The sequence below is a fragment of the Alistipes senegalensis JC50 genome (assembly GCF_025145645.1).
GTDB classification, from domain to species: domain Bacteria; phylum Bacteroidota; class Bacteroidia; order Bacteroidales; family Rikenellaceae; genus Alistipes; species Alistipes senegalensis.
Genome location: NZ_CP102252.1, coordinates 439,708 through 454,054, shown reverse-complemented (window position 1 = coordinate 454,054; position 14,347 = coordinate 439,708). Strand labels below are relative to the sequence as shown.

Genomic DNA, 14,347 nt, shown 5'->3' with positions numbered 1-14,347 from the left:
TATGTCAACAAATAACGAATATAAAGGAGAACGTCTCTCGTTTTTTAAACTTTTCTCACAGAAAAACTATAAGTTGGTCATTCCTATTATCCAGCGAGATTATGCTCAAGGGAGAACAAATGACGATACAAACGAAGTCAGGAATGAATTTCTGGATGCTTTGTACAGCTATTTGGAAGAGAATCGTACCAACAGAGACTTAGACTTTGTGTATGGGACGCTTCAGTGTGATGAAGGTGATGACCACATTCATTTTATTCCCTTGGACGGACAGCAACGGTTGACAACTTTGTTTTTGTTGCATTGGTTCTTATTTCAAATTTCCAAAAATGAAGAAGCCAAGAGCATCTTCAAAGCAAAAATGACGAGTAGCAACAAATCGCTATTCACGTATGAAACCCGCCAAAGCTCCACGGACTTTTGCGATGCCTTGATGCAGGCGATCATAAATCTAGACCAACTGATGGTGATTAAAGGAAAAGATGGCAAAGACGCACCCTCTTTGGCTGCCACGTTAAAAAATGAGCCTTGGTTTTTCCGTTTTTGGAAGAATGACCCAACCATACAGTCTATGTTGGTTATGCTGGATGCCATTTATCATAAGTTTATGGGGCATGAGGAATTCTTTGAAAGGCTTTTGGATGAGGAAAATCCCATTATTACATTCATTTTCATGGATTTGAAAAAATATAAACTTACGGATGACCTGTACATCAAAATGAATTCACGCGGAAAGCCTCTTTCCAAATTCGAGAATTTCAAAGCCAAATTTGAACAATACCTCAAACAGTTTGATGAAGACCATTCAGCGTATGGCAGGGAATTTACCTTAAAATTCAACCAAGTAGAGAAAACCGTAGGCATCCAACAATATTTCTCGTTCAACATTGACACAAAGTGGACTACCCTCTTGTGGCAGTATTGTAAGGAAGGAAAACAGGACAGAATAGACTCCTATATTGAAAACCTCTTTCGAGTAATAGTCACAAACTATTATGCGTCTATCGTCAAACTCCCAAACAAGAACACTTCCGACTCTACTTTTGATATCCTGACAGGAGGAGACAAAAGCTTGACTTTTGCAAAATACGAGGAAACCAAAGTGCTTACATACAATGCCATCCTGTCGGTGATAGATTCACTCGACACCCTCTATAATGGAAGCCAAAAGATTGCTCGTTATATTTCAGCAAACTACAAAACTTATTATGATGAGGACGAAATCTTCCTTAAAGCTATAGAGAATAAATTGTCCAGAGCGGAAAGAATGCAATTCTTTGCCTATGTGCAGTACCTTATTCACCATAGGGACAAGATAGATTGTTTGGACGAATGGATGAGGGTCGTCCACAACCTTACGCATCCCGACAATACCATTGCCGATGGTAACGATGACCTTGCCCGTGGAATCAAGTCTATTGAGAAACTTATTCCGTATGCGCCCAACATTATCCATTACCTTCAAGGAGTGACAACAATAGATGGTTTCTCCAAACACCAATCGAGCGAAGAGTGCATCAAGGCGCATCTCATAGAAAAAGCTGGTTGGAGAGAATTGATAGAAGATGCAGAAAAACATCCCTATTTCAACGGACAAATAGGATTCCTCTTGGAATTTTCTGGAATCTGTGAATACTATGCAGCCAATAGGAATCTGAATTGGAGTGATGCCGAAAATGAAACTTTCAAGGATGCGTTCATCAGATATTCAAAAATCGGGAAGTTCGTTTTTGATATCAATGAAAAAGGCACTCGCTTTAATGACAAGGATTTTTGCTTTGAACGGGCTGTGTTGGCGCATGGCGACTATTTGCTTGAGGGGAACACAGACCACTGGAATCTGCTATCAACAGAAACAGTTGCCAAAAACGTCAAACGTGACCTCAGTTGGAGACGTATGCTCCGTATGGGCGATGATAAGGTGATGCAGAAAGGTAAAAGCCTTGTCAAAGCGACTTTTGATGACATAACAGACTTGAATGACATTATAGATTCATTGGAAAAACTTTGCATTCCTCAGACAGAAGAGGAATGGCGCAATATATTGATTTCATCCCCTAAAATGTTCAAGGTATGTGAAAAAGGGTTCATTTATATCAGTAAAGAAGAGATACTTTTGCTTGGCAAATGGTATTTGAATCATTATCATTCAGAATTATTCACATATCATCTTTGGGTAGAGAAATTCAAGGATGAAGATGTCTCTTTTGAAGGATTCTGTAAGGAGTATGCTTGGCAAAAACGTTCGGACATTAGTCCACATATATCAATCAAGGATTTTTGGTATAGACACAATAAGTACAGCATTGAAATATATACAATATTAAATGCAAACAATGATTTCGATAGATTCCAACTCACATTCGGGTTTAACAACGAAAACAAGTTTGATTATCCTGATGAAATCATTGATATTCTTGAAGAATTGGGCTTTAAGAAGGATGATGAAACTGTCAATTGGTTTAGCTGGTATTGCCAGTCAGAAAATTCAGTCTTGAGCAAAACAAAATCTTTGGCAGAGGCATTGTTGCAATTGAAGCAAAAATAAAATAGTATGGAATAAAATTCCCTCCAAGCAATCGTGTAATCAGATTTTAATTGGCTGATTACACGATTGACTTTTCAAGTTATTGTATCACGCTTACCATTTCAATCAGATTTGCTATTCTGCTTTTTCTTCAAACTCTCCTGCATAAGGCTATCGGAAGCCGCTTTCAAGGATGTTTCATACCCGTCTGCCTGCTTCCGTATCCACTCAATGGCCTTCTTATCCCTGTGTAGGTCGAACTCCTTGTTCAACCAAAGCATATCATTGGCATCGCATCCGCCCCAAGAGCGGATGGCACGGAACTTCAACGCATCATCGGCATACTGCCTATTGGACTGCCATTGCGCAACATTGCCCCACAGGGATAAGGCACATACCGCCCCCAACCCCACAACGAAAGAAAAGACCTTGCTTGACTTGATGTCAAAACTATGCCGATGGATATGCTCCTGCGGTTGCGGTTCTTGTTGTGTACTTTGTTCACTCTGCGACTTCTTGATTGTATCAGGTTGTTGCAGAATCAGTGTGGAAATCTGGGCGTATGCCTTCCATTGCTTTGCCAACAAGCCCTTAATAACCTCCGATTGAGCTTTTGTCATTTCCACGATTGCGTCCTTAATCGGAGAGAAATCCTGTTCGACATCTCCGTTTTTCGGCTGTTGATTTACCATGCCGATTAACTCTTCCAACTTGCCGCTTATGCCTTTTAAGGCGGTCTTGATTTCCTCAAAGAGGATGAATACATTGTTGTCTGCCATGATTACCAGTTGATTTTACGTTGTTTCTTCTTTTTCTTGTTTTTCAGATACGGGTTGTAAGGTTGTTGCTCCTCCGGCATATTGCTTGGAGAGAACAATCCTAATGAACCCTCAATAAGACTGCTGCCACTATTAGAAATTGGCCTTATTTCTTCCTGATAAGTCTGTGGTTGCGGTTGCGTCTGCCGTTCCTTGTAATTGTTGCGGCTCAATGCCGCATCAATCTTGGAGTAACTGAATTGCCTGTCCACCTTGGAACCATTGAAGCGATAGCCGTTCATGGTAAAGACGATGCCTTGATTCTCATTCGTCTGTCCCTTATCTTTGAACTGCACACCTACACCTTGCTGTTCCAATCTTTCAAGCAGGGTATTCCAACCTTTACATCTGCTGACCTCTGTCTTCAAGATTTGGTATAACTCATACCTCGTCTTGTCAGGCTCACGCAATCGGTCTGTCTTCACCCGCTCCTTGCCATTGGCAAAATAAAGTCCGTACTTCTTGGTAAGCTCCTTGCAAATATGCTCACTGCGGAAGCAGTCGTTCCTGTCAGATATGGTCTTGCCATTATTGCCGATGCGGTTGAAGGCTATATGCACGTGCGGATGCTCCTTGTCAAAGTGCCGCCCGATGATGTATTGCGTGTCTTTAATGCCCATCCGCTCCATGTACTCACATGCAATCCTTGCCATGACAGCATTGTTCAGACGTGGCAAATCTTCCTTGGAAAAGCTCAATGCGATATGCCCGACAGGTTTTGTGACTTTAGGATTCATACTTGCTTGACCGACAAATCCCTGCGCTATCGTGTCGTTATTTTCCAAGAATAAGCCTTCGGCATCTATGATTTCAGTATCCTTATTATCGTTCAAGATGTAGTAAACCACACCCTTGAAGTCTGCGCCTTTCATGATTTTCGCTATCATAGGCGTATCAGGTTTACAAGGTTGTCTATCTCTATCATCAGTGTACGGCATGGAACGAACACGGACGTGTAACCCTCCGCATTCGCCTTGCGTGCAAGCTGGTTGAGATTGTTTGCCATGCCGCACAGCTTGCGGATGCACTCGCAATGTTCCTTGGTCAGCCGTTCCTTCACCTCCCCGTTCCTTATACAGCCACGGACGAACTCGCTCGGCGAGATTCCTGCTGACTTCGCCTTTGACTTCAATAGGTAGTAATCCTCCGTTGCCATCTTTACCGTGATACGGTATTTCAGTTTCTCTGTGACACCCTTGACGGGACGACCGCCTTTGTTGGTCCGTTCCCGTCCGTTGTTCTTTCTCTTTTCGCAGTTCATAATATTCTAAAATCTAATCTATTCAGTATCTACAATGATTATATGAAGTATAGACCAACGGGATGTGCTTTCCCTGCGAAGTTTGGAGCGGGGCAAGTGGTTTCGGTCTGCCCGAAACATAAACTTGCCCCTCAAAACTTCGTTACAAGTGATTTAGAGCATCTCTGAAAAAATACCCGAAAGACACTCCGTTGGCCTTGTCTTAATTTCTACAATTTACGCCACTGGTCAATGTCATCCTCGTAGGATGACAGGTGATGACGGGCGAGATTTTCAATAAGCCCCGATACACTCATGCCACGTCCACCGAGGCGACGAACAATCTCGTCCAGTCTGTCACGTACCTCCCCACTGACGAACACAGGTTTACGGTCAGTAATCTTGGGCACTTGCAGATAGATAGTTCGGTATTCGTCTAATGACAGCCTACGCTGTTTGCTGCTGATGCGTCTGGCGACAATCCGTTCTATGGGAATGTCATCCGTATCTGTGGCAGTTCCCTTTGCCTCTGTGTCTGACCCTACACTTGTTTCCTGTTCCTGTATGCGAGTATCCAGCATAGCCATTTGTACTGCGAGTGTGTTCGGCTCATCCAATATAGGAAAGAGATTGCCAGCCTCCACAACAGGTTCTTGTTCTGCTATGGAAGAACTCTCTTCCGATTCATGTTTGGACATGGAAGGCATATAGTCTTCCAACTTGAAGTTCTTGAACGCTTCATCGTTCTCAATGTTTTTGAATTTCTTGCTCATTGTTGTTTCTTTTTAAAGTGAATACTTGTTGGTCTGTATGCGCATAGTTGACCGTTTGTCGGGAGCAAAGTAAGAGGCTTTAGTTCAGGCAGTCAAGGACTTGGATTCTGTTAGGCAATTTTGTGTAGTTTTGCCTTATGGCGGTATGAACAATGGTGCAGGCCTCTTCGATTTGCCGGATATGAATCATAGGAAGAACAAAGATGTATTTACGGGTAAATTTGAATTAAGCCCTTATTTTGTTCTTGGCATTCTTGCTAAAATCCCCAATTAAGATGATAACGATAAATAGTCCCCCGGACAACCTATGCCATACCGGTGCCACATGCTTCCACTTTTAGAAAATCCATTGTCGGATAACTGATTATATATTCCTTTGCGGCAAAAGAAACAATAACAGCAAAGAATAACGTATATGGAAATCGTATCTATCGAAAGAAAAACATTTGAGGCAATGGTCGCCAAGTTCGACCACTTCGTTCACCGTATGGAAGCAATCTGCCAGCGGCACGGAGATAAAAGAATGAGTGAGTGGATGGATAATCAGGACGTGTGCCGGATGCTGAACATCAGTCCCCGCACGTTGCAGACTCTGCGGGACAACGGTACGCTTGCCTACTCGCAGATAAACCACAAGACGTATTACCGTCCCGAAGATGTGCAACGTATCGTTTCCGTTGTGGAAGACAGACGGAAAGAAGCGAGGTTCAAGGAAAGGACGATATAAACAGGACGCAATAAACGAAGTATAATAACAATACCCACTAAATCCAACGTAACATGAACGAATTGATTAACAAAGACAATGAGTGGATAATCCACTTCATGGGCAGCCTTGACCGTCTGCTGGACAACTACGAGCGCCTGACCGCCAACTACCGCCCGACATTGGGCGGAGAACGTTTCTTTACCGACAAGGAGGTTTCAGCACGACTGAAGGTAAGCCGAAGAACACTTCAAGACTACCGCAACGAAGGACGGATAGCCTATATCCAATTAGGTGGCAAAATCCTCTACCGTGAATCCGACATAGAGAAGATGCTAACTGACGGCTACCGCTCCGCCTACCGACAGAAGGCGATCTGATTTTCTTGAAGGAGCGCAGTTTGCCGTCTGCCCTATAATTTGCGGTAGTAATGGACTTGACAGCAAGAAGAAAAGGAACGGTTTACGGATGAAGCATCAAGATTCCGCTTCGTCTGTTAGCCGTTCCTTTTTTTGTCTTCTGATTTCCCGTCAGTCGCTTGTTTCCGTTGCCGGATGCCTTTCGAGCGTATGGCCGGCAGAGGCAAGGTTTTCGGGCTGAATACGCTCCGCAGGAGGAAGATTCTGCCCGAAACGGCTTTGCCGCCTGACCTTTCCACTGCCATCAGTGCCATGCGCTACCTTTGCATCCGAGCATCGGGAACAGGTGACTGATGGGATGAACCTCAACTATACCATAGGTTGCTTCCTCTGCCACAGGATACAAACAATGTTATTGAGTTCTCTTTCTTGGTGGCGTAGATTTCATTTATCACAAACCGTCTGAACAAGATACTTTCTCTACTGCATATCCTGAATGCAATGGCTATAACCATTTCAAGATTATAAACATCGTAACTGATACCATCTGGTTGCTTGATATATTTCATCGTATCACATTCGTTTAACTCCTTATTCCTATATATAGCATGAATCGCTTTACGGATGTCACAAGAGAATACTCCAAACAGGTCGGCGATTTCGAATTGTGTCATCCATACGGGTGCGGTCGGAATAGTGACCATACCCGCTTCACTGATTGTGATTATACCTCTATCCATAATATATTGTATTGACATTGTTTAGTTACTTTTGTTTGTCTTTTCGCCGGTCGATTGTTTCTTCCGGCGTTCCATCAGTTTGTCCATATCCTTTGAGATTTTGTCATCGGTTATACGTGCATATCCCTGTGTCGTCCGAATATTGGAGTGCCCCATCATCTTGGCGATACTCTCTATCGGTATATCCGCTGAAATAAGGAAAGTTCCGAAACTATGTCGGCTTTGATGGTAGGACAAGTTATCCTCTTTGCCTATGATTACACCTAACTCATGAATTTCAAACCACAAGGCGTCACGGTTAGGAAGCGGAAATACGGGCTGTTCGTCATCGGCCGTGTTGTACAGCGACAATATCTGTTCCGCTATGGGATGCAGGGGTATGAACGCTTCCACCTTTGTCTTCTTGCGGTTGATACGGATATACCGTCTGCCCTCCGCATTCATCACGATGTGGTGGGGATGCAACAACTGTATATCCACATACGCCAATCCCGTCAGGCAGGAGAATATGAAAGCCCGTCTCGCCAACTCCAGCCTGTTGTCATACATCGGGGTGGAAAGTATCTTTTTGAACTCATCGTGGCTGATGTATCTGTGCTTTGCCTCCGGTTTGGTTTCATATTCCAACTCCTCGCAGGGATTCACTCGGATTATCTCCTTATCGACTGCCAGATACAATAGGCGGTTCAACCATCGCAGACAATGGTTGGTCTGAGATGCCCCGAAGTTCTTGCATCTTTTCAGATATGCCTTATAAGATTTGCCGAAGTCCTCTGTAACTTCTTCAAAATAGATGTCCTTTTTACCCGATGACACAATATAGTCTGTCAGGTACCTCTGGTAATATATTGAACTTCGATAGGAGGAGGTTGAATCTATTTCCACGGAGTGTTTCTTTAACCGCTCCCGTTCCCAGTCTCCCATTTGCAGGAGGGTAGTCGGATGAATGTTGTTTTGGGTGATGTGGCTCTTCAACATCTCTGCACTGACTACACCTTGCGATTTCAGTATTTCCTCGTATGCTTCTGAAATGATCCGGAGATATTCCTGCAAGCGGTTGTTTTCCCTTGTGGACTTTATCTCGTTCTTCTTGCCATTCCAATCTTCGGGACGGCAATAGATACTTGTGCTTATGACCGTCTGTTTCCCGTCAATGGTTATGCGGCAGAGAACGGCGGTCGTACCGTCAGCCTTTACCTTGCTGCGGTTGATATAGGGTAACAGTGAAAATGTACTTCGCATATCGTTTGCTGTATTAAAGGGTAAGTTTGAAATCCTCGGTAGCTTTGATGAACCTGTCCATGTCCTCAAAGAGTTTTTTCGGACTGACACGGGCGTACACCTGAGTGGTGGAAATATCGGAATGCCCCAACATCCTACTGATGGTCTCAATCGGCACACCAGCTTCGAGCGTAATCAGCGAGGCGAAACTATGGCGCGCCTGATGGTAGCACAGGTCATCCTTGATGCCTGCCAGTGCCGCCAACGCTTTCATGTGCCTTCTAAGATTGGACCAGCGAAGTAAAGGAAACAAGGTTTCTCTGTCCTCACTGCTATACTTATTGATAAGCGCAATTGCTTCGGGCAATAGTTTTACACTAGCACGGAGTTCGTTTTTCTTTCTGCGGTATTTCAACCATAATGCCCCGTCCCCGTCTGTCTGCAAATTAGCATGAGTAATCGAAACGACATCTGCATAAGATACACCTGTGTAACATCCGAAGAGAAACATATCCCTTGCCAGCATATGGGATTTGCGGTATGCAGGTATTTCCACGTCACGGATTTTCTCGAACGATTCACGACTCAATGCCCGTGGAGTCGTTTCCGTTTTCTTCGGCAGGGTGAAATGTTGGAAGTGGATTTTATCAGCATATCCCTCTTTATAAGCTAGACGGCAAATCTTCTTAAGTATGGCAAGATAATGTCTGGCAGTATCGATTGCCTGTCTTTTATCTTCCGTGACAAATGTCTGATAGTCGTGGATGAACTGTTCCGTCAGTTGCTCGAAAGCCAAATCCTTGACCTTGTACTGATGCTTGATGAACTCTCCGAGTGCCAGCCACATATGGTGATAGCCGGGATAAGTACTTTTGGCACGGTCAATACCGATACGTGCCTTGATGTCATCACAGACAACATCGGTCATTTTCATAAGGGGCATCTGCGTTTCCATGCTGCCTTGAAAAAGGTCTTTCACATCGGTGGCATCGAAATCAATTTTGCGTTCCACAAGATTGTCGAATGCCATGTTTACCGCCAGTAGCAACTTATCAATCTTGGCATTAGTCTCCACCGCCTCGCGGCTCTTTCCGTTCAGACGGCTTTCACGGGGATTCCACAATTCGGGAGTGCAGGACAACTTGCATCCGAACTGTGCCATCGTGAGGTTCACTGTAATTCTTCCCATTATCGGGGCTTTGCCCGACTTGCCCAGTCCGCTCTTTTTGAGGTAGAGCAGCACCTTGAATTTTTCTACTTTCATACGCTTATATTTTTAGGTGCAAAGTTACTTGCCATATAAGCGTTCCTTGATAAGCAAAATGCTGAGTACGAGTGCAAAGAAAACGGTGAGGATTTCTTTTCATTGCTTTCCGTTACTTGTTCTCGTTCCAGTAACTGCCCGGCTAACGGTCTGGTAACTGAACAACCTCAATATTACGTTGTCATTTGCATTTTCTCAATTTGGCAAAATACTGAAACCATGCTCATTTCAAACAGTTTACGTTTAATCTTCTTCTGTCTGCTTTTCCTTGCGTAGCCTATCGCTTTCCTCATGGCGCGTCATACCTTCGCCACGACGATTACGCTTGCGCAGGGCGTACCTCTGGAAACGGTCAGTAAGATGCCGGGACATAAACATATCACCACGACCCAAATCTACGCTAAAATCACTAACGACAAGATTGGGCAAGATATGGCTGCGTTGAGTGAGAAACTCGACAGCGTCTTCAAGGTTGTGCAGTAACCTAGTAGTCAAATTCATGTAATTTTCCGTCGGCAGGGAATCAAACGCCGGAGCTGAAAATCCGCAAGGCCATGCGAATCGCCCGAGGGGCGAGCCTTGCGGATTTCCAGCCCCGGCGTTTTGCTGAACGCTACCGTCGGAATAGGTGGCTTTCTGCGCTCCGAACGCTACCCAACGGGCGGCTGCTCTGCAGCACGCATATCTGAACTCTGATAGTCGCAGTCCACGACAAGCACGTCATGCCCCAAAGTGTAATGCAGGTAGCTGGCCAACAATACCGTGAATGTGGATTTTCCGATGCCGCCTTTCTGATTGCAGATTGAAATGTTTACAGATTCCATCATTTGAATATGTTAAGAATTATTTGTATGGGTAATGTTTTCTATTGATGTCTGCTTCGATAAATTATCGTACATATATGGATTTATTTATACTTATTTTTTTAATTCTGCTCTTCTCCGCTTCCTTATCGAATCGTTTGTTTGATTGGGTAACGAATCCGATAAATATCGCCTTAATCATCCGTTTGTTTATCCGAATAATTATTTCTGCCGCAATTATACATCCTCATTTCCTATCCCGGCTTCAATGTCCGCTCCAGTCCGTTCGGCGGGCTTGTTTTCATCTCCGGGCGGTTGTAATATTGCACCGGGAACCGCCCCGGCCCCGGGAGCTGTAGCGGAGGTTTTTCAAAGTTTTCACAAAAAATTTTTCGCCGCGTTTCCGGCATTCACCCCGTAAAACTCCGCCGTAGGTCTATCTTTGGGGCTTCATTCACGGAGTTTTAACAAACAAATCCTGCTTATGCCGAAAACGACTATCAAACCCATGCTCAACATCCGCAAGGATACCCCCAACGACCGCTATACGCTGATCATCCAGATCCTTTGCCGCCGCCGTCGCGGCGTTGTCTTCACGCCCTTCAAGCTTCTTCGCGCCGAGTTCGACGCCTCGCGGTGCCAAGCCGTTCCGAGTCTGAAAATCCGCGAACACCTCCGTTTCATCGACAACGTCAACAATTACCTTCGCCATCAGGTACATGAGCTGCACCGCATCGCCTCGGAGTTGGAGCGCAGCTCCCGATCCTTCGATGGGCGGGATGTCGCGCGTCTGTTCCGTGCCCGTTCCGACAACCGCTTCGTGCATACGGTTTTCTGTTCCCAGATCGAGGAGCTGCTGCGCGAGGGTCGCCACGGCACGGCCTTCACCTACCGTTCCACGCTGAAGGCCTTCGAACGTTTTTCGGGAAAGCGGCACTACCAGCTCTGCGAACTGGACGAACCCACGATCCTGGAGTTCCGGAAGTTCCTGCTGCGCGAAGGTCTGCGTACCAATACGGTTACGTTCTACCTGAATAAGCTGCGGGCGGTCTACAACCGTGCCGTCCGCGAAGGAGCCGCCCCCAAAGGCCCCGATCCTTTCGGGAGCGTTTCGTTCCGTGTCGAGAAGACCCGTAAACTTGCCGTCGACGATACGGTGCTGCAACGCGTTGCAGGCGCCGAGCTTCCGCCCGGCTCCCTGTCCGTCGCCCGCGACCTTTTCCTGTTCAGCTTCTATTGCCGTGGTATGTCGTTCGTGGACATGGCCTACCTTCGACAGCGCGATATCGACGGGGAGGTTATCCGCTACCGCCGCCGTAAGACGGGCCAGCTGTTCACGGTCCGGATCGTCCCGGCGCTTCGTACGATCATCGAACGTTACCGTAACCACTGCCCGCCCCTGGTTCTTCCGATCCTTGCGGTCAAAGACGGTGCGGGCGGTTTCCGGCCCCTCGAATTTACCGGTACGGATTCCACCGCCCGTCGGGAGTACGAAGAGCTTCTGTACCGTCGTTTTCTGTATAACCGTTCGGAGTACCTGCACCACCTTCGCTGCCTCTCGCGGCAGCTGGGGCTGGAGCGTAACCTAACGTTCAACATGGCGCGGCATACGTGGGCGAGCCGTGCCCGTCGCAAAGGCATCCCCATGTCCGTCATCAGCGAGGGACTGGGCCATACCTCCGAACAGACGACACGCATCTACCTGGACGAGCTCGAAGCCCGCCGTATCGACGAAGCCAACAGCATCGTCACATCGTTCTGAGACCCCGCCGCGAAGCGGCGCTCCGGAATGCTGTCGTGCGATGAAATTGTTTGGAATATTTCGAAGGATTTTTCTATTTTTGCGCCGCGATACGGTCGTAACGGACGACGCAAAAATCCGAGCTGTTTTCTCTATCTTATCCTAAGAGAATGGGTGCCTCCTTTTTAGCTCAAAAATGTGACTGTCCAGTGTCGTAATCCGGTGCAAAGGTAGAGCTTCCAGCCTCACGAGTCAAGACCGCCGCGGGTATTGAAATTATCCTTTTGTCTATAATAATTATCCTTTGCCGCTTTATCCCTACCCATTGACCCTTCGACCTTTAGAGTCTCTTTGAGTCGGGTCATCGAGCAGCCGAATCTCTGCCGGCAAAACTGGTATAATCCCTTCTTGCTTTTAAGTCCCAACTGCCGTGCCATCTCCCCGGCATCGTACCTTTCGGCCATAAGCATCCTTTTGAGCTGTTCTTCCTTTTGTTTCACCAGCCAGCGATGCACGCTGATGCCGAAAACTTCCTTGAAGCGTTTGATGAAATAACTGGTGCTCAGATTGGCTTTACGGGCTATATCTTCGAGCGTGTCGGCATTGGTGTAGTTGCTCTCTACGAATGCCCGGAAGTCGTGGCTCGGACGCAGGATGGCGTTGAAGAAACAAGCCAGCTCCTCGTCGCTGTAAAAGCTCTTCATCAGGAAAAACAATTCGTACTGCTTCAGCATATGGTAACAGGGGATCCGCATCTCTTTCTGTATGTTTATGAGCATACTTTCCATCAGCGGAACGATTGGCAGGACAGGTGTTTTTTCAGGTGATTTACAGCCTTTTGCCGCTGCCGACGCCAGGGCGTCCTGGCCTCCGAGCACGAGCCTGTTCGAGAAATCGAGCCATACGATCCGCGCGGGTGCGAGGGCCCGGATGTCGGGCATGCTCGTTCGCGGAAAGAACATGCACTGCCCGGAATCGAGGTGATAATGGTTGTCTGTTTGGGTGCGGATATGCAGCATCCCTTCGAGCAGGAATAGGATGTGATTTGCCTTGCGTTCCATGCCAGACAAATCGGCTCCTTCGACCAGATCACGGGTGTGAAACCGGGCTGGATATACGTTGTTTTCATAACGGCAGACGGGGCATTCGACGGGACAAAACGCGTGGGTTTCCTCTCCGGGCCGCATCGAGACTAGTGCATCTTGTTTCATCATTTTTCAGGTTTGTTTTTTACTTCATTTTTCAGGTTGTCAGTGTTTTACTAAAAAATGTTTAACCGTATCCGGGGTCTTCGGATACGGTTAAACACCGATAAACGAACGGGTCGTGCATCGTCCTGTATTCTAATAGATTGCAGATGCATTTGAAAAATCGCCATTCTCTTAGGATAAGAAAATTTCGAACTGGTCGCTGAGATTATCGCTTACAATGCCGTATGCCGGCTTTTTCGTGCGCCGATCGTTTCAGTCTGCAGTTTATCGCCCTTTTGTTTTCGGGAAAACGGGGGCGGGAAGTGCTCTGAAAACTGAGATATAATATTAAAGAGTAAATGAAGAAGACACCGGGTATATACCTTCGCCTTGCGGTCCTCATGCTGTTATACGTGAGTTCTATGGACGGAGCTCGGGCGCAGCACGCGGGAGTGAAGACGAACCTGCTGTACTGGGCGACGACGACGCCCAACGTCGGTCTGGAATGGCAGTTGTCCCCGCGTTATACCTTTTCGGCCACCGTGGGCTATAACGCCTTCAATTTCCCTAACCGCACCACTTCCGACGGCGTGTCTGCCAATCCTAAACTGCACCATTGGCTCGTTATGCCGGAGGCGAAGTATTGGTTCTGCCGCGCCTTCGAGCGCGGCTACCTCGGGCTTCATGCTCTCTACGGGCAATATAACGCCGGCGGCATGCGCTTCCCGGCATTTCTCCAGGACGACCGCTACGAGGGCTGGGCCGCAGGCGCGGGCCTGAGCTATGGCTACCAGTGGGCCATCGGCAAACGCTGGGGGCTGGAAGCCTCCGTAGGCGCAGGTTACCTCTATCTTCGCTACGACAAGTACGACTGCGGCGCCTGCGCAGACAAACGAGGCAACTATCGCCGGCACTATTTCGGGCCTACGAAGGCTGCCGTCTCCTTTATCTATTATATCCGGTGA

The 14,347-nt window shown here is 46.8% G+C and carries 13 protein-coding genes and 2 pseudogenes; 6 read left to right on the top strand and 9 right to left on the bottom strand.

Annotated elements, in window-relative coordinates:
- The first annotated feature begins 1 nt into the window (after position 1).
- Positions 2-2,548, top strand: a complete 2,547-nt coding sequence (locus NQ519_RS01775) for a DUF262 domain-containing protein (protein WP_026076332.1) — start codon at positions 2-4, stop codon at positions 2,546-2,548.
- A 101-nt stretch (positions 2,549-2,649) separates the two neighbouring features.
- Here NQ519_RS01775 and NQ519_RS01770 read toward each other — a convergent pair whose 3' ends face one another.
- From NQ519_RS01770 to NQ519_RS01755, 4 genes are all read right to left on the bottom strand, one after another.
- On the bottom strand, positions 2,650-3,306 hold the full coding sequence (locus tag NQ519_RS01770) for a hypothetical protein (protein WP_019149782.1): 657 nt from the start codon (positions 3,304-3,306) through the stop codon (positions 2,650-2,652).
- Positions 3,307-3,308: 2 nt separating this feature from the next.
- Positions 3,309-4,232 (bottom strand): relaxase/mobilization nuclease domain-containing protein, encoded by a 924-nt coding sequence (locus tag NQ519_RS01765; protein WP_019149783.1) that lies wholly within the window; start codon positions 4,230-4,232, stop codon positions 3,309-3,311.
- The gene (locus NQ519_RS01760) at positions 4,229-4,606 is read right to left on the bottom strand and encodes a plasmid mobilization protein (RefSeq protein WP_019149784.1); all 378 of its coding nucleotides are present in this window, start codon (positions 4,604-4,606) and stop codon (positions 4,229-4,231) included. The genes NQ519_RS01765 and NQ519_RS01760 overlap by 4 nt, the downstream gene beginning before the upstream one ends.
- Positions 4,607-4,815: 209 nt before the next feature.
- Positions 4,816-5,358 (bottom strand): DUF3408 domain-containing protein, encoded by a 543-nt coding sequence (locus NQ519_RS01755; protein WP_019149785.1) that lies wholly within the window; start codon positions 5,356-5,358, stop codon positions 4,816-4,818.
- 415 nt (positions 5,359-5,773) lie between these two features.
- On the opposite strand from NQ519_RS01755, the gene NQ519_RS01750 reads away from it, so the two are divergent.
- Both NQ519_RS01750 and NQ519_RS01745 read left to right on the top strand, forming a co-directional pair.
- A complete protein-coding gene (locus NQ519_RS01750; RefSeq protein ID WP_026076333.1) occupies positions 5,774-6,085 on the top strand; it encodes a helix-turn-helix domain-containing protein in 312 nt (103 codons plus the stop codon).
- 53 nt (positions 6,086-6,138) lie between these two features.
- Entirely contained in the window at positions 6,139-6,444 is a 306-nt protein-coding gene (locus NQ519_RS01745; RefSeq protein ID WP_016212903.1) for a helix-turn-helix domain-containing protein, read from the top strand.
- Positions 6,445-6,788: 344 nt separating this feature from the next.
- Here the strand turns inward: NQ519_RS01745 and NQ519_RS01740 are convergent, their stop codons facing one another.
- The 3 genes from NQ519_RS01740 to NQ519_RS01730 are packed head-to-tail and all read right to left on the bottom strand — an operon-like array spanning position 6,789 to position 9,648.
- On the bottom strand, positions 6,789-7,163 hold the full coding sequence (locus NQ519_RS01740; protein WP_026076334.1) for a hypothetical protein: 375 nt from the start codon (positions 7,161-7,163) through the stop codon (positions 6,789-6,791).
- Between the two features lie 21 nt (positions 7,164-7,184).
- A complete protein-coding gene (locus tag NQ519_RS01735) occupies positions 7,185-8,405 on the bottom strand; it encodes a site-specific integrase (protein WP_019149789.1) in 1,221 nt (406 codons plus the stop codon).
- Between the two features lie 13 nt (positions 8,406-8,418).
- On the bottom strand, positions 8,419-9,648 hold the full coding sequence (locus NQ519_RS01730) for a site-specific integrase (RefSeq protein WP_019149790.1): 1,230 nt from the start codon (positions 9,646-9,648) through the stop codon (positions 8,419-8,421).
- A gap of 291 nt (positions 9,649-9,939) precedes the next feature.
- On the opposite strand from NQ519_RS01730, the pseudogene NQ519_RS01725 reads away from it, so the two are divergent.
- Positions 9,940-10,131, top strand: a pseudogene (locus NQ519_RS01725) (tyrosine-type recombinase/integrase); the annotation flags it as partial.
- Between the two features lie 182 nt (positions 10,132-10,313).
- Here the strand turns inward: NQ519_RS01725 and NQ519_RS01720 are convergent.
- Positions 10,314-10,472, bottom strand: a pseudogene (locus NQ519_RS01720) (ParA family protein); the annotation flags it as partial.
- Positions 10,473-10,935: 463 nt separating this feature from the next.
- Here NQ519_RS01720 and NQ519_RS01715 point away from each other — a divergent pair.
- Positions 10,936-12,213, top strand: a complete 1,278-nt coding sequence (locus NQ519_RS01715) for a tyrosine-type recombinase/integrase (protein ID WP_019149793.1) — start codon at positions 10,936-10,938, stop codon at positions 12,211-12,213.
- A 224-nt stretch (positions 12,214-12,437) separates the two neighbouring features.
- Here NQ519_RS01715 and NQ519_RS01710 read toward each other — a convergent pair whose 3' ends face one another.
- Positions 12,438-13,403, bottom strand: a complete 966-nt coding sequence (locus NQ519_RS01710; RefSeq protein WP_187120520.1) for a helix-turn-helix domain-containing protein — start codon at positions 13,401-13,403, stop codon at positions 12,438-12,440.
- 380 nt (positions 13,404-13,783) lie between these two features.
- Between NQ519_RS01710 and NQ519_RS01705 the strand changes: the two genes are divergently transcribed.
- A complete protein-coding gene (locus NQ519_RS01705) occupies positions 13,784-14,347 on the top strand; it encodes a DUF3575 domain-containing protein (RefSeq protein WP_083870921.1) in 564 nt (187 codons plus the stop codon).

Bases quoted from the DNA above. Each gene is read 5' to 3' on its own strand.
- NQ519_RS01775 (WP_026076332.1), top strand. From the start codon at position 2: ATGTCAACAAATAACGAATATAAAGGAGAACGTCTCTCGTTTTTTAAA.
- NQ519_RS01770 (WP_019149782.1), bottom strand. From the start codon at position 3,306: ATGGCAGACAACAATGTATTCATCCTCTTTGAGGAAATCAAGACCGCC.
- NQ519_RS01765 (WP_019149783.1), bottom strand. From the start codon at position 4,232: ATGATAGCGAAAATCATGAAAGGCGCAGACTTCAAGGGTGTGGTTTAC.
- NQ519_RS01760 (WP_019149784.1), bottom strand. From the start codon at position 4,606: ATGAACTGCGAAAAGAGAAAGAACAACGGACGGGAACGGACCAACAAA.
- NQ519_RS01755 (WP_019149785.1), bottom strand. From the start codon at position 5,358: ATGAGCAAGAAATTCAAAAACATTGAGAACGATGAAGCGTTCAAGAAC.
- NQ519_RS01750 (WP_026076333.1), top strand. From the start codon at position 5,774: ATGGAAATCGTATCTATCGAAAGAAAAACATTTGAGGCAATGGTCGCC.
- NQ519_RS01745 (WP_016212903.1), top strand. From the start codon at position 6,139: ATGAACGAATTGATTAACAAAGACAATGAGTGGATAATCCACTTCATG.
- NQ519_RS01740 (WP_026076334.1), bottom strand. From the start codon at position 7,163: ATGGATAGAGGTATAATCACAATCAGTGAAGCGGGTATGGTCACTATT.
- NQ519_RS01735 (WP_019149789.1), bottom strand. From the start codon at position 8,405: ATGCGAAGTACATTTTCACTGTTACCCTATATCAACCGCAGCAAGGTA.
- NQ519_RS01730 (WP_019149790.1), bottom strand. From the start codon at position 9,648: ATGAAAGTAGAAAAATTCAAGGTGCTGCTCTACCTCAAAAAGAGCGGA.
- NQ519_RS01715 (WP_019149793.1), top strand. From the start codon at position 10,936: ATGCCGAAAACGACTATCAAACCCATGCTCAACATCCGCAAGGATACC.
- NQ519_RS01710 (WP_187120520.1), bottom strand. From the start codon at position 13,403: ATGAAACAAGATGCACTAGTCTCGATGCGGCCCGGAGAGGAAACCCAC.
- NQ519_RS01705 (WP_083870921.1), top strand. From the start codon at position 13,784: ATGCTGTTATACGTGAGTTCTATGGACGGAGCTCGGGCGCAGCACGCG.